Origin of the sequence: Pseudomonas sp. NFACC02 (assembly GCF_900110765.1) — a bacterium.
Taxonomy (GTDB): Bacteria; Pseudomonadota; Gammaproteobacteria; order Pseudomonadales; family Pseudomonadaceae; genus Aquipseudomonas.
In genome coordinates, this window is the sequence record NZ_FOEO01000001.1 from 121,460 (window position 1) to 142,841 (window position 21,382).

The window sequence follows — 21,382 nt, forward strand, 5'->3', positions numbered from 1 at the left end:
GCCCATGGAACCGGAAATTATCCATATCCCCGAACTGGCGAAACTGCTGGGTCGGTCGGAATCGTCAATCAGAAGCGCGCGGCAAGCCGGAGCGTACTGGCTGCCGCCGTATTTCAAGCAGGGAAGCCGGATTTGCTGGCGTCTGTCCACGGTGCGGAGGTTTTTGCAGGAGTGCGAAGAAGGCCGCCACACGCCGGCGCGGCCTGGGAGAAAGCGCCAGCCGTTGCCGACGCTGGCCCGAGCGAGTTAGCCGAGCTTGTCGGCCAGCGAGTCGGGACAAAGGTGGGTGTATCTGCGGAGCATGCTCATTGACTTGTGACCGGTGATGGAAGCCACCTCCATCATCGACAGGCCCTTCTCGAAAAGCCTCGACGTGCCCTCATGGCGCATATCATGGAAATGCAGGTTCTCCACCTTGGCTGCGCGGCACGCCCTCACAAAGTATTGTGTGACTGAGTGCGGCGCCAGCGAGAACACCTTCCCGTCGATCCGCGCGGGCAGCGTATCTAGCAGTTCGCGGGCGCGTACGGAAAGCGGTACCAGCCTGCGTGATCCGTTCTTCGTGTCCTCCAGCACCGCGTGCTTGCCGCGCACGTTCTCCCGCCGAAGCGACACCAATTCGCTACGACGCATTGCTGTTTCTACAGCGATCTCGATGATGACCGGCATTTCACTGTGAACCGCAGCGGATGCCTTGATCACTTCCTTCAGCTCTTTGCTGGTCGGTCGGCGATCACGCTCACGACTGCCCTTCGGCATTCTCAGCTTGGTTACCGGATTGGACAGCCCTTCTATTCCCCAGTCTTTGATCGCCACTGTGTATAGGTGGCTGATCAGCGCGAGCGCCAGGCGAACGGTGTTGGTCGAAACCCCCTCGGCCAACCGGTCGTCGCGGTATTTCGCCAAATCGGCAGATCGGATTTCGGCGATGGACTTGGATCCGTACTTGCTCTCAGACCAGGTTTTGATTCGGGTCTTTTCTTGGACGGCGCCTTTCTTGTTGACGGTAACCTCTTCCCTGTACCGCTCGAGCGCTTCTTTCAGCGTGGTACGATCCGCCTCGCGAGTGTCGACAAATCTCTTGCGCGACATGTCGCCTTCCATTTCGGCAGCCCAGCGCTGTGCCTCCGCCTTTGTGTCAAAGGAGCCGGACAATTGTGGATAGCCTTTCTTGCGGATCTTTGCCCGCCATGTTCCGTTGGAACGCTGTTCGATAGTTGCCATGCTGCGGATTCTGCCCGCGCTTCGCGGGACACGCAAACTGAGTCGTTGTCCCAGATTTGTCCCAAATGCCGAGCTTTTTTGAGTCCGCAGCAAACAAAAAAAGCCCCGCAGACCTGAGTCTACGGGGCTTCTAAGGGTGGAGGCCGAGGTCGGAATCGAACCGGCGTAAGCGGATTTGCAATCCGCGGCATAACCATTTTGCTACTCGGCCCCAAACGTAAAGTGCTCAAACTGCTAGCACTCAACGCGTACAAACTGGAGCGGGAAACGAGACTCGAACTCGCGACCCCGACCTTGGCAAGGTCGTGCTCTACCAACTGAGCTATTCCCGCTTGGTGTGGGCGCCATTCTATAGATTCAAATGACCCCGTCAACCCCTTGATTTAAAAAAACTTATTTTTCATCGGTCGTGGTGCGCAGATGCGGCCACGCGGCCCGGAGGTACTGCACCATGGACCACAAGGTCAGTCCCGCAGCCACCATCAGCAGTACGTAACCCAGCACAACCCAGAATGTGAACGCGGGTGGGTTGGCCAGGAGGATAACCAACGCAAGCATCTGTGCGGCGGTTTTCCATTTACCCAGATTCGAGACGGCCACCTGCGCACGTGCGCCGAGCTCCGCCATCCATTCACGAAGCGCCGAGATCACGATTTCGCGTCCGATAATGACCGCCGCCGGCAACGTCAGCCAGAAATTGGCGTGGGCCTGCACCAGTAACACCAGAGCGACGGCCACCATGAGTTTGTCCGCGACCGGATCTAGGAACGCACCGAACGGTGTGCTCTGCTCCAGGCGTCGGGCGAGATAGCCGTCGAGCCAGTCAGTGGCTGCTGCTATGGCGAAGACCGAACTGGCCGCCATGTAGCTCCAGTGATAAGGCAGGTAGAACAGCAAAATGAAGATCGGAATCAGCAGGACACGTAATACGGTAATCAGATTAGGGATATTCATCGGCACAACTGGCTACGAGGTGAGCGGGCATTCTACTCGCTGTGCAGGTTTGCATAAATCGACTCTGCGAGCTTTTTGCTGATTCCCGGCGCTTTGGCAATTTCTTCAACGCTGGCGCGGGACAGTTCCTGCAACCCACCAAAGTGTTTTAGCAAGTCCCGACGACGCGTCGGCCCCACCCCTGCGACCCCTTCCAGCGTCGAGGTGCGTCGGGTTTTGCCACGGCGGGCACGGTGCCCGGTGATTGCAAAGCGGTGGGCTTCATCGCGGATTTGTTGTATCAGGTGCAAGGCGGGCGAGTCCCCGCGCAAGGTGAATTCGTGGGCAACGTCGTTCAGGTACAAGGTTTCAAAACCGGCCTTGCGGGTGGTGCCTTTGGCCACACCGAGCAGGATAAGGTCGGGTACCGCCAGCTCGTTCATGACATCGCGCGCCATGTTCAACTGGCCTTTGCCGCCGTCGACCAGCAGGATGTCCGGCAGCTTACCCTCACCGTCCTTGATCTTGCTGAAGCGCCGGGTCAGGGCCTGGTGCATGGCGGCATAGTCATCACCCGCCGTGACCCCCTCGATGTTGTAACGACGGTAGTCCGATTTGATCGGGCCTTCTGGTCCGAACACCACGCAGGAAGCCACCGTTGCTTCGCCACTGGAATGACTGATGTCGTAGCACTCCAGCCGTTGCGGCGGCTCGTCCAGTTTCAAGACGTCAGCCAGCGCTTCAAAGCGAGCCGCGACGTGCTGACGGTTCGCCAGGCGTGCAGCCAGGGCCTGCTCGGCGTTGGTCACCGCCAATTGCTGCCAGCGAGCACGAGTACCCCGCACCCGATGACTGATGGTTATTTCACGCCCCCGCGAGGCCTCGATGGCTTCGATCAATGCAGGAAAGTCTTCATTGACCACGTTGACGATCACCTCACCTGGCAGCTCTCGCTCGCCGCCCCCGAGGAAATACTGAGCCAGAAAGGCCGACATCACCTCGCCGACCTCCTCCTCGATGCCGACCTGAGGGAAAAAGTTCTTGCTGCCCAAGACGCGACCACCGCGCACACTGATCAGGTGCACACACGCGCCGCCCGGGTTGACGAATGCGGCCACGACATCGACATCGCCCGTCCCGCTTTCCATGCTCTGCTGATCCTGCACACGTCGAAGCAAGCCAATCTGATCGCGCAGTTCAGCGGCGTGTTCGAAGTTGAGGTCCATCGCTGCCTTTTCCATCAGCGCGTTCAACTCGTCGGTCAAGGCGTTGCTGCGCCCCTCAAGGAACATCACCGAGTGACGCACATCCTCGGCGTAGACCTCCGGCTCGACGAATCCGACACAAGGTGCCTTGCACCGCTTGATCTGATACTGCAGGCAAGGCCGAGTGCGGTTCTTGTAGAAGCTGTCTTCGCACTGACGCACATGAAAGGTTTTTTGCAGAATACTCAGGCTTTCACGAATGGCACCGGCGCTGGGATAGGGACCGAAATAACGCCCCTTGGCTTTTTTGGCGCCGCGATGGATGCTCAGTCGCGGAAACTCGCCGTCGGACAAATGCACATAAGGATAGGATTTGTCATCGCGCAGGAGAATGTTGTACGGCGGCCGCGACTCCTTGATCAGGGTTTGCTCAAGCAGCAACGCTTCGGTTTCATTGGCGGTAATGGTGGTTTCGACCTGAGAGATCCGCGCGACCAACGCGTGGGTCTTAGGCGCATGGCCGGTCTTGCGAAAATAGCTCGCGAGACGTTTCTTCAGGTTTTTGGCTTTGCCGACATAAAGCAGCCGTCCTTCGGTATCGAACATGCGATACACACCGGGACGGCCGCTGCACGTGGACAGGAATGCACTGGGATCAAACGGCTGGGTCATTGTTTTCAGGCGCTGGCATCGACCATGCCGTGACGTACGGCCAGCAACGCGAGCTCGACGTCGCTGCCGATCGAAAGCTTCTCGAAGATACGGTAACGGTAGGTATTCACAGTTTTGGGAGACAAGCACAGCTTGTCGGAAATGGTCTGCACTTTCTGACAACCGACAATCATCAGGGCGATCTGGATCTCACGCTCGGAGAGGAGATCGAACGGCGATTGGCTGGTCTGCGGCTGAAACGACTTAAGCGCCAGCTGCTGAGCAATTTGCGGGCTGATGTAACGTTGACCGGCGAATACCAGGCGAATGGCCTGAACCATTTCAGTCAGTCCCGCGCCTTTGGTCATGTATCCCGCCGCACCGGCTTGCAGGAGACGGGTCGGAAATGGATCTTCCTCACACACGGTCACCGCCACGACCTTGATCTCGGGATGACTGCGCAGCAGTTTGCGGGTGGCTTCCAGACCGCCGATGCCAGGCATCTTGACATCCATCAGCACCACATCCGGTTTGAGTTCGCGAGCCTTCTTCAACGACTCTTCGCCGGATTCGGCCTGACCGACCACCTGCAGACCGTCGATGTCAGCGAGCATGCGCGTGATACCTGTCCGAACCAGATCGTGGTCATCGACAACCAGCACCCTAATCAAGCAGACACCTCACGAACAATTTATGACGACTGGTCGTCACCTTAGCAAAAAAGAAAGTGCAGGACCTAGCTCGAAACAGCACATGAGCGGCCGTGCCGGAGGATCGATAACAATAGCGAGACAACCTATCACCATCGACCAGAAAACTTGCAAAAAATCTTCAAACGCACGCTACAGCAGTTGATGACGATCAATTTTTCTCCGAAACAGATTTCTTCTCTGGTGCGTAGCTCGCCTTGTACTCGGCCAGCGTGGTGGTCAACCGCAGAATCGCATCCTGATCTTCTTTAACCAGGGATCGGTAGCTGCCCAGCACCCACTCCTCCACTTCACTGAGGTTGTCGACGGGTGCCGGCGTGTGCGTCCCCGTCAACACGTAAAGCACATCGACGCCCCTGGCCGCGACCGCCGCCAGATAATCGGCCTTGGGTGTACGGTCTCCGTTCTCGTATTTGCCCTGCGCATTGGGTTCCACTCCACCAATTTCTCCGAAAGCTCGTTGCGACAGCCCCAAGCGCTCGCGTTCTTCCCTAAGACGGGCACCTATTCCACTCATTTGAATGCACAACCTTGTTGACCCCATCCTTACGAATGGTAGAATCGAGATAAATTTAAACAGACTTGAACGGTTTTGAACTATGCCCGGAATCCGCACCGCAGCACAAGCCAAGGCCTGGCTGGAACAACAAGGTAAATCCGTTCAAGAGTTTGCACGGGAAAACTGTGTTGACCCGGCCACGACTTATCAAATTCTTTCTGGCCGAAAAAAGGGCCGGCGTGGCGAGTCGCATAAAGTCGCAGTGTTACTGGGAATGAAAGTCGGTGTGATACCTACAACACCGGTGAGTAATAACGGTAGTGCGGAAGCAGAATAATTTATTTGAATCCTGCTATTTGTAGGATATTTCCGCAAAGTTGCTGTTAATCGCCTACTGATGCAGCAGTCGATATCTAAAATGCCCGCCGTCCGTTGGAAAAAATCGGATACGAGGCGCCTGTCAGCGCTGGTCTACAAAGCGCTCCATCCAGAGCAGCGCCGCCTCCTCCCCGACGTTCGCGTAGCCGAGCCGGCGATACAGCGCGGTGGCCGGATTGCTCTTGAACACCTTCAGTCGTATGCGATTACAACCCCTCTCAACCGCCATCTGTGCAATGCCCGCCATGGCCCACGCCCCGACACCTTCGCCCCGGTGCGCCTCAATCAACTGAAGATCGCGCAGGTACAAGTAGTTTTTTTCGACAGTGATTCCCAGGAAGCCGATCAGACTGCGTTCCCTGCAAATCAGATAGCTCTCGCGCAGAGGCCATTCAGCGTCAAATGCCGCAGGCTGCCAGACCAGACCGTACTGCGCGTAATACGATCGCATGTTGACGCGCGTCAGTTCCCGGGCAAATGGAAGATCATCGAGCGTGGCAAGGGACAGGCGCAGATTCGCGTGTTTTACGATCATAGAAGCACCCGACTCAAAGAGAAATCGTCAGGGTGCGCGCCGCCCAGTCACTTCCGTCGCGCGAGGCGATCAGCAAACCCTCGCCCGCCCCCTCGATCTCCGCCACCCGCTCCCCGCTGTCAGCCCACAACGCACTGCGTCCTGCTGACTGCCAGCCGCCGGTGATTCCGGCATGATTAGCCATCAAGACCGGCATTCGGTGGGTCCTTGCGTCGCCGTGCTGCCCACATATGAACACTGCGCATTCCCCTGATTACTCATTACCCCGCCCACGACGATAGACGTTGTGGCTGACTGTCGCGACATTCTACTGTTACGCGCAGCGATGACCACTTCACTTCAGCCGCGTGCCGCGCAGCAATCGATGCAATTGAATATTCCAATTGAATAATCGCGTTCGGCTGAAGTAAGCTCGCGGTCACTCAACGGAGACCGAACATGTTGCTTTCCAGTCTTTCACTGCTTCATCGCCCTGCTGACGCCTCGCGCTCAGTGGAGATGGCTGTGCGGGACACAATGACGATCGCGTCGCCTGCTGCTTATTTTTATGGGTATTGGTTTAGCCACTGGCGCGCCTGATACCCACACGGCGCCCACGAATCACGGGACGCCAACCAGAGATAACTCTACCCCCGGTCGGCCTCCCGACCGGGGGTTTCGTTTTTTTAGCGCTTCAAAAATCTGACTTACGCTTCGAATCGAGGAACACGACATGAACTACAGCACCTATTACCGCAACGACATCGACTTTGCATGGCGATTTAGCAACCTCCGTTCGGGACAGCCTGCCGCCTCCGATCGGTCACTGACAGGTGGCAAATCCAAACACTCGGCCCATACGGCCCATTGTCGAACACCCCAGTAGGTCCGCGCGGGAAGATGCCCGCCGACCAGGAAGCCTTACTCATGAATTCGTCCGTCGCTGCAACATGCCCGTCTGACTTGTCGTCCAGTCCGGTGACTTTGATCGACAGCCACCCTGCTCCGCAACGTTTGCCCAGCACCTCGATGCTGAAGAATCAGCTGCCGCTGGACCCTGCGTTGATCGCACAAGTCGAAGCCCATCGCCGATCCGTCCGTGCCATTCTCAACGGCGAAGACACCCGTCTTTTAGTGGTCGTCGGCCCCTGCTCGATCCATGACCCGAAATCTGCACTCGAATACGCTGAGCGTCTGGCCAGCCTCGCCAACGAGATCAGCGACCAGATGCTGCTGGTGATGCGCGCCTACGTCGAAAAACCCCGGACGACCGTCGGCTGGAAGGGCCTTGCCTACGACCCGCATCTGGACGGCACCGACGACATGGCGGGCGGCCTCACGCTCTCCCGTCACTTGATGCGCGAAATGATTCGACTCGGCCTGCCGATTGCGACTGAGTTGCTGCAACCGATGGCCGCCGGATATTTCGACGACCTGTTGAGCTGGGTGGCGATCGGTGCGCGCACCACCGAATCACAGATCCACCGCGAAATGGCCAGCGGCCTCCAAATGCCGGTCGGTTTCAAGAACGGCACCGACGGCGGCATTGCTGTGGCCTGCGACGCCATTCGCTCCGCCGCTCACGCGCACCGTCATTTCGGTATTGATCGTCACGGTCATCCGGCGATCATCGAGACTCAAGGCAATCCGGACACGCACATCGTGTTGCGCGGCGGACACAGCGGACCTAACTACGATGCGAAGAGTGTGGACAGGGTCAACGCCAGCCTGGATAAACAGCGGATCGCCGCCCGCATCATGGTCGATTGCAGTCATGCAAACAGTGGCAAGGACCCGTTGCGTCAGCCTCACGTCTTCAACGACGTACTGCAGCGACGTCTGGCTGGAAATCACACGCTGATCGGCATGATGCTGGAGAGCCACCTGTTCGAAGGCTGTCAGCCGCTGGGTGAGTCCCTGCGCTACGGCGTGTCAGTGACGGATGGGTGCCTGGGCTGGGAAGGCACCGAACAGTTGCTTCGCGACGCCGTGAATAAACTGCGCTACAGGTAATATCTGCACATGGGAAGTCGGCTGGAGAAAGACGGCCGATTTCCCGGAGCACGCGTCGTAACGACAGCGGTCATCTGTCACATTCTTGATCGACCTCGTGGGAAAACCGCTCCGTGTCTCTCGGACTTTCGCTGCACGCGATACGTCTCTGCCGTACAGGCCCCCTCGGCCGGGCCAGAACCCTTGACCGGCAACTGACCAACGACCTGGTCACCTTCGACGCCCTCCCGCTACAGGGCGTTGCGCGCAGGATCATGCCCCTTACTCTCGTACGCCTCAAAGGCAAGCGGGAGTCATCTCATGTACACGGAAGTCACCACCAAATACCCCCTCGTTCTGGTCCACGGTTTGTTCGGGTTTGAGCGTATTGGCGAATTCGACATGTTCCACGGCATTGTTTCGGCACTGGAAAAAGCCGGTTGCCGGGTTCATGTGCCTGCCGTCTCAGGCGTTCATGACAACGAGACACGCGGAGAGCAACTGTTGGAACAAATCGAGCGTTTCCTCAACCGGACGGGCTATCTGAAAGTCAACCTGATCGGGCACAGTCAGGGGGCGCTGACCGCCCGTTACGCCGCCGCCACCAGGCCAGACTGGGTCGCTTCGGTGACCTCCGTCAGCGGTCCGAACCACGGGTCGGAGGTTGCAGATCGGGTCCGGCGCGCCTTTTCCCCGGGCGAACTGCCCGAACGAGTGGCTTCGCGACTGACGTTAGGCTTTGCACATTTTCTTGCACTGCTCGGGGGCAGGCCCGCACTGCCGCAGGACCCGCTACTGGCTCTGGATGCGCTCACGACTGAGGGCGTGGCGCGCTTCAATCGCGTTTATCCGCAAGGGCTGCCGCTGGAATGGGGCGGCGAAGGCGCCGAGCGTGTGAACGGCGTGCACTATTATTCCTGGAGCGGCTGCATTCAGAATTCGCTGATCAATGAAGGACGCAATGCCTTCGACCCACTGCACCTGGCACTTCGAAGTTACGCACGTCTGTTCGAAAGGGAGACTGCGTTCAATGACGGCCTAGTGGGACGCTTCAGCTCCCATCTGGGCAAAGTCATCCGCTCCGACTACCCAATGGATCATGTCGACACCATCAACCAGACTGCCGGGGTGGTGCGCAAAAGCATCGATCCCGTGAAACTTTACGTTGATCATGCGGGATTGTTGTTCCGCAAAGGACTCTAGACGCGTTAACACATGGATTTCGTTTGCTGAGGGGCACTCATCGATTCGACCAATGAACTGGAACTTTATCGGGAAAACGCTTCCTGAATCCGGTACGCTCTTTCCTTTTTTTGACAGGAGTATTCCTAATGGCCAAAGCCACTGCCCGCCACATCCTTGTGTCCAGCGAAGAGAAATGCAACGAACTCAAAGCTCAGATCGAAGGTGGCGCTAATTTTGCCGAAGTGGCAAAAGCCAACTCCAGCTGCCCTTCCAGCCGTCAGGGTGGCGATCTGGGCTCCTTCGGCCCAGGCCAGATGGTCAAGGAATTCGACACCGTGGTATTCAGCGCCCCGGTGAACGTTGTGCAAGGCCCGGTGAAAACCCAATTCGGTTATCACCTGCTGGAAGTGACCAGCCGTCAGGACTGATCTGGCGCAGCAACACCTCGAACGGCCCGCCCTGAAAAGCGGGCCGTTTGCATTGAGCCCACCGGAAATGGCCGCAGTCAGGTTTTCGGCAAAGAAATTGCTTTATTTTGGCGATTCGGCCCGGCGAGCAAGACGTGAACCGCGTCAGGCCGCGGACGCGCGGTAACGAAGTCGTCACAGCTTCTATTGCGAGGTTACAAAGATCCCGGCATTACGGTACCTTGCCACTGGAGGTAACGAATAAAAAACCAAAGGGCACGCCGCAATCGCCTGCTCATGACCTTCAACCCTGATGTTGTGCCACGACATCGGTCAGGATTCGTGTAATGCGTTTTGTTTTTTCATCGCTGATGGTTGCAACACTGGTCCTAGTTTCAGGTTTTCAAGCCCTGTCCGCCGCCCCTCAACACGCATTGACCGTCTACGGCGAGGCCCCTCGCTATCCGGCCAACTTCCGGCATTTCGACTATGTGAACGCCGACGCCCCAAAAGGCGGCAGCATGCGGCGCTCGGCGCAGGAAATCGGTCAGTTCGACCACATCATGCCGTACCTGGACAAAGGCACAGGCGTGTCCCAGGTCAACGGCCTGCTCTACTCCCCTCTGGCCGTCAAATCGCTGGATGAGCCTTACACGGTGTACGGCCTGATCGCCGAAAAGATGGAGCGCGCAGCCGATGGCATGTCGCTGCGGTTCTATCTCAACCCCAAGGCGCGTTTTTCAGACGGTACACCCATTACCGCTGAAGACGTACGCTTCACCTACAACCTGCTCATGACCCAAGGCAGTCTGTCGTACCGCACCGAGTTCGGCGACGTGCAAGGTGTGGAAGTCGAGTCTCCCACGCAAATCCGCTTTGACTTCAAGAGCAACGAGAGCCGTACCTTGCCGCTGGACCTCGCTTCGCTTCCGGTATTCCCGGAGCATTGGTGGAAAGACCGTGACTTTGCCAACGGCGGCGGTTTCGAAGCACCGGTCGGCAGTGGCCCTTATCGTATCGGCCAGGTCGACCCGGGCCGCAGCATCACCTTTGAACGCAACGCCGACTGGTGGGCGAAAGATTTACCGGTCAATCGCGGCATGTACAACTTCGATCATTTCAAAGTGGAATACTTTGGCGACACGGACGTTGCGCGTCAGGTCTTGCGCGGCGGTGGTTACGATTACAACCGTGAATACTCCGCTACCGGGTACTCCATCGGGTACGACGGCGATGCGTTGACCGACGGCCGTCTACAGCGTGCCCATCTGGCGAAAGGCGCAGTGCAAAGTTCTCAAGGTTTCGTGTTCAATCTGGACCGACCCAAGTTTCAGGACCGCCGCGTGCGGCAGGCACTGGCCATGCTCTGGGACTTCGAGTGGACCAACAAACAGATGATGCGCAACGTCTATGTTCGCCAGAACAGCTACTTTTCGAACAGCGACCTGGCGGCCACGGAGTTGCCCACCGAGTCCGAGTTGAAGATTCTCGAGCCGTTGCGTGGTCAGGTGCCGCCTGAAGTGTTCACCACCGTGTTTCATGCCCCCAAGACAGACGGGAGCGGATTCATTCGCGACAAACAGCTGCAAGCGCTGGCGTTGCTGGAGGAAGCCGGCTGGATGCCCAAGGGTGACAAACTGGTCAACTCGGCCGGAGAACCCTTGAGTTTCACGTTTCTCAATGGCCAGAGCGGCTTCGAGAAGATCCTGCTGCCTTACAAGCGCAACCTCGCGCAGATCGGCATCGACTTTGAAATCCGCCGGATTGACTCGGCGCAATACCTGAACCGCGTCATGGCGCGTGACTACGACATGATCGTGACCGGGTACGGCGTGTCCACCTCGCCCGGCATGGAGCTGTACAACAATTTCGGCTCCAAGGTGGCAAAAGACCCTGGCTCCAGCAATTACATGGTATTGCGCGACCCGGCCGTCGACACGCTGATCACCGGCCTGGCCAAGGCTGACAACAAGCCCACGATGATTGACTACGCCCATGCGCTTGATCGTGTGCTGCAATGGGGTTTCTACTGGATACCCAACTACTATCCGCCAGGCTCCTCCACCGTTTGGTGGAACCGTTTCGGCATTCCAAAAATCCAGGCCAGCAACAGTGAAGCCATCGACACCTGGTGGGAAATCAGCCCACAGGCCCTGACCAACGAGCAATTTGCGCAGCATCGGGGTGCATCGGCCATCCCTTCGGAGGTCAAATAATGCTCGGCTACCTGATGCGGCGCCTGCTGCTGATCGTCCCTACTCTGCTGGCGATTTTGCTGGTGAATTTCTTCATTGTGCAGGCCGCGCCGGGCGGTCCGGTCGAGCAGGCCATCGCCAAGCTGCAAGGCGTCGCCGGCGGCACGATCGGCGCTGGACACAGCGAAACCATGAACGCAGGGCAATCGCGTGCCAGTCGCGGTCTGGACCCGAAACTGATCAAGGAAATCGAACACCAGTATGGCTTCGACAAGCCTTTGCACGAGCGCTTGTGGCTGATGCTTAAGAACTACGCCCGACTGGACTTCGGCAACAGTTTTTTCCGCGGGGCCAAAGTCACTGACCTGATATTGCAGAAGATGCCGGTGTCCATTTCCCTGGGTTTATGGGCGACCCTGATCACGTATCTGGTGTCGATCCCGCTGGGGATTCGAAAAGCGGTCAAGCACGGCAGTCATTTCGATATCTGGAGCAGCACGGCGATCATCATCGGCTACGCGATGCCCGCGTTCCTGTTCGCCATGTTGCTGGTGGTGGTGTTCGCAGGCGGCACGTCGCTGAACTGGTTCCCGGTGCGCGGTCTGGTGTCGGAAAACTTCGATCAACTGACGACGCTGGGCAAGATCGCCGACTATTTCTGGCACCTGGTATTGCCGGTGATGTCGCTGGTCATCGGCGGATTTGCGACGCTCACCATTCTGACAAAGAACTCCTTCCTCAACGAAGTCACGCGCCAGTACGTGGTCACCGCACGGGCCAAAGGCCTCAGCGAGCGACGGGTGCTGTACGGGCATGTGTTCCGTAACGCCATGCTGCTGGTCGTGGCCGGCATTCCCCAGGCGTTCATCAGCGTGTTCTTCGCCGGCTCGCTGATGATCGAGGTGATTTTCTCCCTCGACGGGCTGGGACGCATGAGTTACGAGGCCGCAGTCTCCCGGGACTACCCGGTGGTGTTCGGCTCCCTGTTTATCTTCACGCTGTTCGGACTGCTGATAAAACTGATCGGAGACATCTGCTACACCCTGGTCGACCCCCGAATTGACTTCAGCGCGAGGAATGCTTGATGCGCAGACTGTCTCCGGTGGCTCGCCGACGCTTCGAGCGCTTTCGCAATAACCGCCGTGGCTGGTGGTCGCTGTGGCTGTTTTGCGGCCTTTTCCTCATCAGCCTGGGCGGCGAGTTGATCGCCAACGACAAGCCGTTGGTGCTCAGCTATCAACACACGTTGTACTTCCCTGCGTTCAAACGCTACACCGAACAGGAATTTGGCGGGCAACTGCCCTTCCAGCCGGACTATCGCAGCGACTACGTACGGCAACTGATCAGCAAGGGCGACGGCTGGATGCTGTTCCCGCCCATTCCGTTCAGCGACGACACCCCCAACTATGAACTGAACAGGCCTGCGCCGAGTCCGCCCTCCGCCATTAACTGGCTGGGCACCGACGACCAGGCGCGCGATGTGCTGGCGCGGGTCATTTTCGGCGCACGGGTGTCGATCCTGTTCGCGCTGGCGTTGACCGTCATCAGTGCGTTGATCGGGATCGCCGCCGGCGCCCTGCAGGGCTATTACGGCGGCTGGGTGGACCTGCTCGGCCAGCGACTGCTGGAAGTCTGGTCGGGATTGCCGGTGCTGTACCTGCTGATCATTCTTTCGGGATTCGTCGAGCCCAACTTCTGGTGGCTGCTGGGGATCATGGCGCTGTTTTCGTGGCTTGCCCTGGTGGACGTGGTGCGCGCCGAATTCCTGCGCGGACGCAACCTGGAATACGTGAAAGCGGCGCGGGCCCTGGGACTGGACGACCGCAAGGTGATCATGCGGCACATTCTGCCCAATGCCATGAACGCAACGCTGAGCTACCTGCCGTTCATATTGACCGGCGCCATTTCAACCCTGACCGCCCTCGACTTCCTGGGCTTCGGCATGCCGGCAGGCAGTGCGTCGCTGGGGGAACTGATCGCTCAGGGCAAGCAAAACCTGCAAGCGCCCTGGCTGGGCTTTACCGCCTTCTTCACGCTGGCGCTGATTCTGTCGTTACTGGTGTTCATTGGCGAGGCGTTGCGTGACGCTTTCGACCCGAGGTCCTGACATGTCTGAAAATCTCATTGAAATCCGAGACTTGTCGGTATCTTTTAATGGAAATACTGTGGTCAGGAACCTCAGTCTCGACATTCCCGCGGGTGAATGCCTGGCGCTGGTCGGCGAGTCAGGGTCTGGCAAGTCAGTGACCGCGCATTCGATCCTGCAACTGCTGCCACAATCGGGCACGGTCAGTACAGGGAGCATTACCTATCGTGGTCAGGAACTGCTGGGCGCGGACGGTAAGCTGATGCGGCGTATACGCGGCAACCAGATCGCGATGATCTTTCAAGAACCGATGACCTCGCTGAACCCCCTGCACACCGTGGCCAAACAGATCGGGGAAACGTTGCTTCTGCACAAAGGGCTCACCGGCAAAGAAGCCAAGGTCCGCATTCTCGAGCTGCTTGAAATGGTCGGCATTCAGCATCCCAAGAAGCGCCTGAAGGCTTACCCGCACGAACTTTCTGGCGGTCAGCGCCAGCGGGTAATGATCGCCATGGCGCTCGCGTGTGAGCCGGAACTGCTGATTGCCGATGAACCCACCACCGCTCTGGACGTGACCGTTCAACGGAAGATTCTGTTGTTGCTCAAAGCCTTGCAGCAACGTCTTAACATGTCACTTTTACTGATCAGCCATGATCTGAACCTGGTTCACAGCATTGCGCAGAAGGTCTGCGTGATGCGCGCAGGCGAAATCGTCGAGCAATCCAACTGCCAGATGCTGTTCAAGAACCCTCAACATCCTTACAGCCGGTTGCTGCTGGACGCTGAGCCCGCGGGTGAGCCTCTGCCGCGGGACACGCGTGAAAAGGTACTGGAAGTGGATAACCTGCGGGTCTGGTTCTCGCTCGGCGGCGGCATATTCAATCGCCATCAGGAATACCTCAAGGCGGTCGATGACATCAGCCTGAGCATCGAACGCGGCAAAACGCTTGGGATTGTCGGCGAGTCCGGATCGGGGAAGTCGACACTTGGTCAGGCAATCCTGCGCTTGCTGGAATCCCGTGGCAGTATCCGCTTCAAGGGTCACGCACTGGACACCCTGAACCAGAAGCAGATGCGGCCATGGCGCAAGCAAATGCAAGTGGTTTTTCAGGACCCTTATGGCAGCCTGAGTCCTCGCATGTCGGTGGCGCAGATCATCAGCGAGGGCCTGGAAGTACACAGCGAACTGGACAAGGTCTGCTGTGAGGCCGAAGTGGTTCGTGTACTGGAGGAAGTCGGCATCGACCCATTGAGCCGACATCGGTATCCCCATGAATTTTCTGGCGGGCAACGGCAACGCATTGCCATCGCTCGTGCGCTTGTTCTCAAACCTGCCTTGATTTTGCTCGACGAACCGACTTCTGCGCTGGATCGCACGGTGCAGAAGCAGGTGGTGGCGCTGTTGCGCCAGTTGCAGGAGAAACATGGCCTGACCTATCTGTTCATCAGCCATGATCTGGCAGTCGTGCGTGCCCTCGCCCACGATCTGATTGTGGTCAAAGACGGCAAAGTCGTCGAACGAGGCGCCAGCCATGATGTTTTCGACACGCCTCAGCACCCCTATACCAAGGAGCTGCTGGCGGCAGCACATCCGGGTTTCAACTGAAAAGAGCAATGACCAGCAGTCTGAGCGGCCAGATGCCGGGGACGGAAACGACGGAACAGTGCATGAAAGACAGTGACAGCCTCAAGGATTACCGACGCGTCCGGCAGCTCGCCATCCGTTCGTTGTTCGAAATCATCGAGCAGTCCAGTGAAGGTACTGTGATCGTGGACAAGGAAGCGCGAATCGTCTGGATCAACGAGCGCTACGCCAGGCGCTTCGGTCTGGAAGACGCCAGTCGGGCGGTGGGCCAGCCGTGCGAAAAAGTGATTCCCGGCAGCCTGCTGCGACAGGTCGCCAGTAACGGCCAGCCTATTTTGCTGGACATGATGGACACCGCCAAGGACCCGCTGGTGGTCATGCGCCTGCCGATTCATGACGATGGCGGTGGCGTGATCGGCGCGATCGGTTTCGCCCTCTTCGATGAGCTGCACGCGCTGTCGCCGTTGCTCAAGCGTTACCTGAGCATGCAGCAGGAACTGGCCTCGACCCGTTCGCTGTTGCGGGCTCGCCAGGCCAAGTACAGTTTTGCGCACTTCATCGGCAACAGCGCCGCGAGCCTTGAGGTCAAGCGTCGCGCCCGACGCAGCGCCAGCACCGACTCCCCCGTGCTGCTGCTGGGCGAAACCGGCACAGGCAAGGAGTTGCTCGCTCACGCGATTCACAATACATCCCCCCGCGCGCACAAGCCGTTCGTGAGCGTCAACAGTGCGGCCATTCCCGAAACACTGCTGGAGGCAGAGTTTTTCGGCACCGCGCCGGGCGCGTTTACCGGCGCGGATCGGCGCGGACGGCAGGGCAAACTCTACCTGGCCGAAGGCGGCACGCTGTTTCTGGACGAGATCGGCGACATGCCCCTGCCCTTGCAGAGCAAACTGTTAAGGGTTCTGCAGGAAAAAGAATACGAACCTGTGGGCTCCAACGAAATGATCAAAAGCGACGTACGCCTGATTGCGGCGACGTCGACAGACCTGGAAGCAGCGATCAAGCGAGGAGAGTTTCGGGCGGACCTGTATTACCGCCTCAGTGTGCTGCCCATCGCCGTGCCGCCCCTGCGCGAACGTCTGGACGACCTCGCGGCGTTGAGCGAGGCGATCCTGGAAGAACTGCGCAGCCGGCATGAGTTGCAACCGAGCGCCATGGCGATGCTGGCCAGGCACGCGTGGCCGGGCAACATCCGGGAGTTGCGCAACGTGCTGGAACGCGCGGCGTTGCTCAGTGACGATTTGCAGCTTGGCGCGGAGGAGATCTGCGCGGCCATCGGCACGATGGTACCCATCGAAGGCACTGCTCAGCCGTCAGCTCCGGTGCCCGACGAAACGTACAGCGAGGCGCGTGAGCGATTTGATCGCGAGTTGATCCAGGCGAAACTGACGCAATGCCGGGGCAATGTGATCCTCGCAGCGCGGCAACTGGGCCTTGGCCGGTCGACGTTATACAAGAAAATGGCAGCGCTGGGCATTGCCGAGTCTCATTAACGAGACAATGAGTCTCTAAGGGTGGAATGGGCGTTATCCCCGCTTTTTTCTAGCGGGGTGGCGTAACACCCGCCCTGTGTTTGGGAGGTTGAACAACATAATTCGCAAATAAGTCTCTTATCCGAGACAAACTTCTCGACCATCCCACCAATCCGAGAATAAAACAGCGCAATATCAACCACTTAGCGCAGTGGCACGAAAGTAGCTATACCTCCTGTACGCGGCTAGACCGCCGTCATAACAAAAACAACAGGAGACACTCGATGAGTGTGATCATCGCTCTGGCAGCCCTCGCGCTGCTGATGCTTGCTGCATACCGTGGTTACAGCGTTATCCTTTTTGCCCCCATCGCCGCGCTCGGCGCGGTGCTGTTGACGGATCCATCGGCCGTCGCTCCCGCGTTCACCGGCGTGTTCATGGACAAGATGGTCGGCTTCGTCAAACTCTACTTTCCGGTTTTCCTGCTGGGCGCGGTCTTCGGCAAGTTGATCGAGCTGTCGGGGTTCTCTCGCTCCATCGTGGCTGCTGCCATTGGTCTGCTCGGCACGCGTCAGGCCATGCTGGTGATCGTCCTCGTTTGCGCCCTGCTCACCTACGGCGGCGTCTCGCTGTTCGTGGTGGTCTTCGCGGTCTACCCCTTTGCCGCCGAAATGTTCCGCCAGAGCAACATCCCCAAACGCCTGATCCCGGCGACCATCGCGCTTGGCGCCTTCTCGTTTACCATGGACGCCCTGCCCGGCACGCCACAGATTCAGAACATCATCCCTTCAACCTTCTTCAACACCACCGCGTGGGCGGCGCCCTGGCTCGGTTTGATCGGCACGGTGTTCGTGTTCTGCGCGGGCATGCTGTTCCTGCAGCGTCAGCGCAACAAGGCGCAACGCGCGGGCGAAGGCTACGGCACCGAATTGCGCAACGAGCCGGAAACCGCCGCCGACATCAAATTACCCAATCCATGGGTCGCGTTGGCGCCATTGCTGCTGGTAGGCGTGATGAACCTGCTGTTCACCCAATGGATTCCGCAGTGGTACGGCAAGACGCATACCCTGGCCCTGCCTGGCATGGTCACTCCAGTGCAAACCGAGATTTCCAAAATCACCGCGATCTGGGCCGTGGAAGCGGCCCTGCTCGTGGGGATCGTCTTTGTGCTGCTGTTCGCCTTTGGCGCCGTGAAGTCGAAACTGGCTGAGGGCAGCAAAGGCGCGGTGAGCGGCGCGCTACTGGCGGCGATGAACACGGCATCGGAATACGGCTTCGGTGCGGTCATCGCCTCCCTGCCAGGCTTTCTGGTGCTGGCCGACGGACTGAAGAGCATCCCCAACCCATTGGTGAACGAAGCCATCACCGTTACCTTGCTCGCCGGCATTACCGGCTCGGCCTCGGGCGGCATGAGCATCGCGCTGGCTGCGATGTCCGACAGTTTCATTGCCGCTGCGCACGCCGCGAACATTCCGCTGGAGGTCCTGCATCGGGTCGCCGCCATGGCCAGCGGCGGCATGGACACGCTGCCGCACAATGGCGCGGTCATCACGTTGCTCGCCGTGACGGGGCTGACCCACCGGGAGGCCTACAAGGACATTTTCGGGATCACCATCATCAAGACCCTCGCGGTCTTCGTGGTCATCGCCACTTTCTATGCAACCGGTATCGTATGAGGAACCGAACATGAGTCTGCAAGGTAAAACCGCATTGGTCACCGGCTCCACCAGTGGCATCGGCCTGGGGATCGCGCTGACCCTCGCCAAGGCCGGGGCGAATCTGGTGCTGAACGGCTTTGGCGATGCATCGGCCGTGCTCGAACAGGTCAAGCAGTATGGCGGCAAGGTCGGGCATCATCCTGCGGACGTCAGCGACGTGGCACAGATCGCCGACATGATCGCCTACGCCGAGCGCGAGTTTGGCGGCGTGGACATACTGGTCAATAACGCCGGCATCCAGCATGTCGATGCGGTGGAAGACTTTCCGGTGGAAAGCTGGGACAAGATCATCGCGATCAACCTGTCTTCGGTGTTCCACAGCACCCGGCTGGCGCTCCCGGGCATGAGAGCCAAAGGCTGGGGACGAATCGTGAATATCGCCTCGGTGCACGGTCTGGTGGGTTCCACGGGCAAGGCCGCGTATGTGGCGGCCAAGCATGGGGTGATCGGACTGACCAAGGTCGTCGGCCTGGAAACCGCCACCACTCAGATCACCTGCAATGCGATCTGCCCGGGCTGGGTGCTGACACCGCTGGTTCAAAAGCAGATCGACGACCGGGGCGCGGAAACGGGTGACATCGAGCAAGCCAAACAGGACCTGCTGGCCGAGAAGCAGCCGTCACTGGAGTTTGTCACGCCCTCGCAGTTGGGCGAACTGACGCTGTTCCTGTGCAGTGAAGCCGGGGCGCAGGTGCGCGGCGCGGCCTGGAATATCGATGGAGGCTGGCTGGCGCGGTAGACCCGGGCTTTCCACCGCTCTTGTAGGATCCGGCCGGTACGGTATTAGCGTCGTGCTCATGTCTTCGGAACGACGCGGGTCCTGTAGGAGCCGTCCGAGGTTACGAGGGCCGCGATGCGGTGGGTCAATCCACTGTTAAGGGTGCTGACCCACCGCATTCGCCAGCACGCCGGCTCCTACAAAGGTGTGTAACGTCGACCATCGGGTGACTTCAGGAACCCGGCTCGTCCCGCTCATCCACCAGCCCCCAATCCTTCATGTCCACCTGAGCGGCAGGCTGGGGCGCCGGGGGCGGCGTCGTGATGTGGGTGGCGTCACTTTCACTGTGCAGCTTCAACCGCAAGCGCACGTTGTTCGCCGAGTCGGCATTCTTCAGCGCTTCTTCCTCCGAAATCGCCCCCTCGACTGCCAGGTCGTACAGCGCGTTATCGAAGGTCTGCATGCCCAGATTCGTCGATTTTTCCATGATGCCCTTGAGCTCGGTCAGCTCGTTGCGGTGGATCAAGTCACGAATGGTCGGCGTTCCCAGCATCACTTCCACGGCCGCCCGGCGTTTGCCGTCCCTGGTCTTGACCAGACGCTGCGACACGAATGCCTTGAGGTTGTTACCCAAGTCGTGAAGCAACTGCGGACGGCGTTCTTCGGGAAAGAAATTGATGATACGGTCCAGTGCCTGATTGGCGTTGTTCGCATGCAGCGTCGAGATCGCCAGGTGGCCGGTGTCGGCGAACGCCAGTGCGTGCTCCATGGTCTCGCGATCGCGGATCTCACCAATCAGGATGACGTCCGGTGCCTGACGCAGGGTGTTCTTCAAGGCCGCGTGAAAACTACGCGTGTCCACGCCCACTTCACGCTGGTTGATGATCGACTTTTTGTGTTTGTGAATGAACTCTACCGGGTCTTCGATGGTGATGATGTGCCCGCTGGCATGTCGGTTACGGTGGTCGATCAACGCGGCCAGGGACGTTGATTTCCCGGACCCCGTAGCGCCGACGAACAGCACCAGCCCATGCTTTTCCATGACCACATCGAGCAGGATCGGTGGCAGGTGCAAATCTTCGAATTTCGGGATGTCGAGTTTGATGTTACGCGCAACAATGGACACTTCGTTGCGCTGCTTGAAGATGTTGATCCGGAAACGGCCGACGCCCGACAGGGAAATGGCCAGATTCATCTCAAGCTCACGTTCGAAGTCCAGACGCTGCTCAGCGTCCATGATGCCATTGGCAATCAGCGCCACATCACCGGGCTTCAGCGCTTCGGTGCCCAACGGTTTGAGCACCCCGTTAAACTTGGCGCACGGCGGCGCTCCCGTGGAGAGGTAGAGATCCGATCCGTCCTGGGTGGCAAGAACCTTCAACAACGCCGGGAAATCCATAAGTCACACCGCACATAAAGGTTTGTAAGAAGACAGCAGACCAGCACTGTTTAAGTGCGACCCTCGACCCGCACCAACGTTCGCCGAAGGTTAGCGTACGCTTGTCCGGCCAGGGTGAAGGAAACTACCTGAAATCGTGCCGTAAAGGCATAATGCGCGGCTTTTTTATCGAGGCGATTTTTCATCATGAAAGCTCAAGCCCGCCATATTCTGGTCAAGACGGCTGAAGAAGCCGAGCAGCTCAAGCAGCGAATCGCCAAGGGCGAAGCCTTCGATGTGCTGGCGAAGAAGTACTCCACCTGCCCGTCCGGCAAGCGCGGTGGGGATCTGGGTGAAGTTCGCCCCGGCCAGATGGTCGGAGCGATCGATCAGGTCATTTTCAAAAAGCCCCTGCGTACCGTGCACGGGCCGGTGAAGAGCAAGTTCGGTTATCACCTGGTGCAGGTGTTTTACCGGGATTGAGTGGAAAACCACCCTGTAGGCGCGCGCTTGCCCGCGATTGCGTTCG

Annotated in this window: 21 protein-coding genes and 2 tRNA genes; 13 read left to right on the top strand and 10 right to left on the bottom strand. The window is 58.7% G+C overall.

What is annotated here, in order from left to right:
* Nucleotides 1–4: 4 nt before the first annotated feature.
* Nucleotides 5–250 (top strand): helix-turn-helix transcriptional regulator, encoded by a 246-nt coding sequence (locus tag BMY73_RS00715; RefSeq protein ID WP_092404303.1) that lies wholly within the window; start codon nucleotides 5–7, stop codon nucleotides 248–250.
* On the opposite strand, the gene BMY73_RS00720 is transcribed toward BMY73_RS00715, so the two are convergent.
* The 7 genes from BMY73_RS00720 to BMY73_RS00750 all read right to left on the bottom strand — a co-directional run bounded on the left by BMY73_RS00720 (nucleotide 247) and on the right by BMY73_RS00750 (nucleotide 5,240).
* The gene (locus BMY73_RS00720) at nucleotides 247–1,224 is read right to left on the bottom strand and encodes a tyrosine-type recombinase/integrase (protein WP_092404305.1); all 978 of its coding nucleotides are present in this window, start codon (nucleotides 1,222–1,224) and stop codon (nucleotides 247–249) included. The genes BMY73_RS00715 and BMY73_RS00720 overlap by 4 nt on opposite strands.
* Before the next feature lie 137 nt (nucleotides 1,225–1,361).
* Nucleotides 1,362–1,435, bottom strand: a tRNA-Cys gene (locus BMY73_RS00725).
* Between the two features lie 45 nt (nucleotides 1,436–1,480).
* Nucleotides 1,481–1,556, bottom strand: a tRNA-Gly gene (locus BMY73_RS00730).
* A gap of 61 nt (nucleotides 1,557–1,617) precedes the next feature.
* On the bottom strand, nucleotides 1,618–2,178 hold the full coding sequence (gene pgsA, locus BMY73_RS00735) for a CDP-diacylglycerol--glycerol-3-phosphate 3-phosphatidyltransferase (protein ID WP_062381429.1): 561 nt from the start codon (nucleotides 2,176–2,178) through the stop codon (nucleotides 1,618–1,620).
* A gap of 32 nt (nucleotides 2,179–2,210) precedes the next feature.
* Nucleotides 2,211–4,034 carry an excinuclease ABC subunit UvrC gene (gene uvrC / locus BMY73_RS00740; protein WP_062381427.1) on the bottom strand — a complete coding sequence of 608 codons (1,824 nt, stop codon included), beginning with the start codon at nucleotides 4,032–4,034 and terminating at the stop codon, nucleotides 2,211–2,213.
* Nucleotides 4,035–4,039: 5 nt separating this feature from the next.
* Complete coding sequence (uvrY, locus tag BMY73_RS00745; RefSeq protein WP_062381426.1) at nucleotides 4,040–4,684, bottom strand: response regulator transcription factor GacA; 645 nt, start codon at nucleotides 4,682–4,684, stop codon at nucleotides 4,040–4,042.
* A 190-nt stretch (nucleotides 4,685–4,874) separates the two neighbouring features.
* Nucleotides 4,875–5,240, bottom strand: coding sequence for a helix-turn-helix domain-containing protein (locus BMY73_RS00750; protein ID WP_082060784.1), 366 nt, complete (start codon nucleotides 5,238–5,240; stop codon nucleotides 4,875–4,877).
* A gap of 82 nt (nucleotides 5,241–5,322) precedes the next feature.
* Between BMY73_RS00750 and BMY73_RS00755 the strand changes: the two genes are divergently transcribed.
* Nucleotides 5,323–5,559 (top strand): DNA-binding protein, encoded by a 237-nt coding sequence (locus BMY73_RS00755; protein ID WP_082060783.1) that lies wholly within the window; start codon nucleotides 5,323–5,325, stop codon nucleotides 5,557–5,559.
* A 123-nt stretch (nucleotides 5,560–5,682) separates the two neighbouring features.
* Here the strand turns inward: BMY73_RS00755 and BMY73_RS00760 are convergent, their stop codons facing one another.
* A complete protein-coding gene (locus BMY73_RS00760; protein ID WP_092404307.1) occupies nucleotides 5,683–6,135 on the bottom strand; it encodes a GNAT family N-acetyltransferase in 453 nt (150 codons plus the stop codon).
* Nucleotides 6,136–6,148: 13 nt separating this feature from the next.
* Nucleotides 6,149–6,331: a hypothetical protein gene (locus tag BMY73_RS00765; protein ID WP_092404309.1), complete on the bottom strand. Its 183-nt coding sequence runs from the start codon at nucleotides 6,329–6,331 to the stop codon at nucleotides 6,149–6,151.
* A gap of 710 nt (nucleotides 6,332–7,041) precedes the next feature.
* Between BMY73_RS00765 and BMY73_RS00770 the strand changes: the two genes are divergently transcribed.
* The 10 genes from BMY73_RS00770 to BMY73_RS00815 all read left to right on the top strand — a co-directional run bounded on the left by BMY73_RS00770 (nucleotide 7,042) and on the right by BMY73_RS00815 (nucleotide 19,496).
* Nucleotides 7,042–8,127, top strand: a complete 1,086-nt coding sequence (locus BMY73_RS00770; RefSeq protein WP_092404311.1) for a 3-deoxy-7-phosphoheptulonate synthase — start codon at nucleotides 7,042–7,044, stop codon at nucleotides 8,125–8,127.
* Nucleotides 8,128–8,427: 300 nt separating this feature from the next.
* The gene (locus BMY73_RS00775) at nucleotides 8,428–9,309 is read left to right on the top strand and encodes a triacylglycerol lipase (protein WP_092404313.1); all 882 of its coding nucleotides are present in this window, start codon (nucleotides 8,428–8,430) and stop codon (nucleotides 9,307–9,309) included.
* A 128-nt stretch (nucleotides 9,310–9,437) separates the two neighbouring features.
* On the top strand, nucleotides 9,438–9,719 hold the full coding sequence (locus tag BMY73_RS00780; RefSeq protein WP_092404315.1) for a peptidylprolyl isomerase: 282 nt from the start codon (nucleotides 9,438–9,440) through the stop codon (nucleotides 9,717–9,719).
* 326 nt (nucleotides 9,720–10,045) lie between these two features.
* Entirely contained in the window at nucleotides 10,046–11,914 is a 1,869-nt protein-coding gene (locus BMY73_RS00785; protein WP_092404317.1) for an extracellular solute-binding protein, read from the top strand.
* A complete protein-coding gene (locus BMY73_RS00790; RefSeq protein WP_092404319.1) occupies nucleotides 11,914–12,978 on the top strand; it encodes a microcin C ABC transporter permease YejB in 1,065 nt (354 codons plus the stop codon). The genes BMY73_RS00785 and BMY73_RS00790 overlap by 1 nt, the downstream gene beginning before the upstream one ends.
* The gene (locus BMY73_RS00795) at nucleotides 12,978–14,000 is read left to right on the top strand and encodes an ABC transporter permease (protein WP_062381414.1); all 1,023 of its coding nucleotides are present in this window, start codon (nucleotides 12,978–12,980) and stop codon (nucleotides 13,998–14,000) included. Before BMY73_RS00790 ends, BMY73_RS00795 begins: the two co-directional genes overlap by 1 nt.
* Nucleotide 14,001: 1 nt before the next feature.
* Nucleotides 14,002–15,585, top strand: a complete 1,584-nt coding sequence (locus BMY73_RS00800) for an ABC transporter ATP-binding protein (protein ID WP_092404321.1) — start codon at nucleotides 14,002–14,004, stop codon at nucleotides 15,583–15,585.
* 62 nt (nucleotides 15,586–15,647) lie between these two features.
* On the top strand, nucleotides 15,648–17,060 hold the full coding sequence (locus tag BMY73_RS00805) for a sigma-54 interaction domain-containing protein (RefSeq protein ID WP_092404708.1): 1,413 nt from the start codon (nucleotides 15,648–15,650) through the stop codon (nucleotides 17,058–17,060).
* Nucleotides 17,061–17,323: 263 nt separating this feature from the next.
* Nucleotides 17,324–18,715, top strand: coding sequence for a GntP family permease (locus BMY73_RS00810; protein WP_092404323.1), 1,392 nt, complete (start codon nucleotides 17,324–17,326; stop codon nucleotides 18,713–18,715).
* 10 nt (nucleotides 18,716–18,725) lie between these two features.
* Nucleotides 18,726–19,496 (top strand): 3-hydroxybutyrate dehydrogenase, encoded by a 771-nt coding sequence (locus BMY73_RS00815; RefSeq protein WP_092404325.1) that lies wholly within the window; start codon nucleotides 18,726–18,728, stop codon nucleotides 19,494–19,496.
* Between the two features lie 211 nt (nucleotides 19,497–19,707).
* Here BMY73_RS00815 and BMY73_RS00820 read toward each other — a convergent pair whose 3' ends face one another.
* Complete coding sequence (locus BMY73_RS00820) at nucleotides 19,708–20,874, bottom strand: PilT/PilU family type 4a pilus ATPase (protein WP_092404327.1); 1,167 nt, start codon at nucleotides 20,872–20,874, stop codon at nucleotides 19,708–19,710.
* 186 nt (nucleotides 20,875–21,060) lie between these two features.
* Here BMY73_RS00820 and BMY73_RS00825 point away from each other — a divergent pair, with 186 nt between their 5' ends.
* Nucleotides 21,061–21,336: a peptidylprolyl isomerase gene (locus BMY73_RS00825; RefSeq protein WP_037009819.1), complete on the top strand. Its 276-nt coding sequence runs from the start codon at nucleotides 21,061–21,063 to the stop codon at nucleotides 21,334–21,336.
* Nucleotides 21,337–21,382: the final 46 nt, after the last annotated feature.

Excerpts from the sequence above, each read along its gene's own strand:
- BMY73_RS00715 (WP_092404303.1), top strand. The coding sequence starts at position 5 with ATGGAACCGGAAATTATCCATATCCCCGAACTGGCGAAACTGCTGGGT.
- BMY73_RS00720 (WP_092404305.1), bottom strand. The coding sequence starts at position 1,224 with ATGGCAACTATCGAACAGCGTTCCAACGGAACATGGCGGGCAAAGATC.
- pgsA (WP_062381429.1), bottom strand. The coding sequence starts at position 2,178 with ATGAATATCCCTAATCTGATTACCGTATTACGTGTCCTGCTGATTCCG.
- uvrC (WP_062381427.1), bottom strand. The coding sequence starts at position 4,034 with ATGACCCAGCCGTTTGATCCCAGTGCATTCCTGTCCACGTGCAGCGGC.
- BMY73_RS00750 (WP_082060784.1), bottom strand. The coding sequence starts at position 5,240 with ATGAGTGGAATAGGTGCCCGTCTTAGGGAAGAACGCGAGCGCTTGGGG.
- BMY73_RS00755 (WP_082060783.1), top strand. The coding sequence starts at position 5,323 with ATGCCCGGAATCCGCACCGCAGCACAAGCCAAGGCCTGGCTGGAACAA.
- BMY73_RS00760 (WP_092404307.1), bottom strand. The coding sequence starts at position 6,135 with ATGATCGTAAAACACGCGAATCTGCGCCTGTCCCTTGCCACGCTCGAT.
- BMY73_RS00765 (WP_092404309.1), bottom strand. The coding sequence starts at position 6,331 with ATGCCGGTCTTGATGGCTAATCATGCCGGAATCACCGGCGGCTGGCAG.
- BMY73_RS00770 (WP_092404311.1), top strand. The coding sequence starts at position 7,042 with ATGAATTCGTCCGTCGCTGCAACATGCCCGTCTGACTTGTCGTCCAGT.
- BMY73_RS00775 (WP_092404313.1), top strand. The coding sequence starts at position 8,428 with ATGTACACGGAAGTCACCACCAAATACCCCCTCGTTCTGGTCCACGGT.
- BMY73_RS00780 (WP_092404315.1), top strand. The coding sequence starts at position 9,438 with ATGGCCAAAGCCACTGCCCGCCACATCCTTGTGTCCAGCGAAGAGAAA.
- BMY73_RS00785 (WP_092404317.1), top strand. The coding sequence starts at position 10,046 with ATGCGTTTTGTTTTTTCATCGCTGATGGTTGCAACACTGGTCCTAGTT.
- BMY73_RS00790 (WP_092404319.1), top strand. The coding sequence starts at position 11,914 with ATGCTCGGCTACCTGATGCGGCGCCTGCTGCTGATCGTCCCTACTCTG.
- BMY73_RS00795 (WP_062381414.1), top strand. The coding sequence starts at position 12,978 with ATGCGCAGACTGTCTCCGGTGGCTCGCCGACGCTTCGAGCGCTTTCGC.
- BMY73_RS00800 (WP_092404321.1), top strand. The coding sequence starts at position 14,002 with ATGTCTGAAAATCTCATTGAAATCCGAGACTTGTCGGTATCTTTTAAT.
- BMY73_RS00805 (WP_092404708.1), top strand. The coding sequence starts at position 15,648 with ATGAAAGACAGTGACAGCCTCAAGGATTACCGACGCGTCCGGCAGCTC.
- BMY73_RS00810 (WP_092404323.1), top strand. The coding sequence starts at position 17,324 with ATGAGTGTGATCATCGCTCTGGCAGCCCTCGCGCTGCTGATGCTTGCT.
- BMY73_RS00815 (WP_092404325.1), top strand. The coding sequence starts at position 18,726 with ATGAGTCTGCAAGGTAAAACCGCATTGGTCACCGGCTCCACCAGTGGC.
- BMY73_RS00820 (WP_092404327.1), bottom strand. The coding sequence starts at position 20,874 with ATGGATTTCCCGGCGTTGTTGAAGGTTCTTGCCACCCAGGACGGATCG.
- BMY73_RS00825 (WP_037009819.1), top strand. The coding sequence starts at position 21,061 with ATGAAAGCTCAAGCCCGCCATATTCTGGTCAAGACGGCTGAAGAAGCC.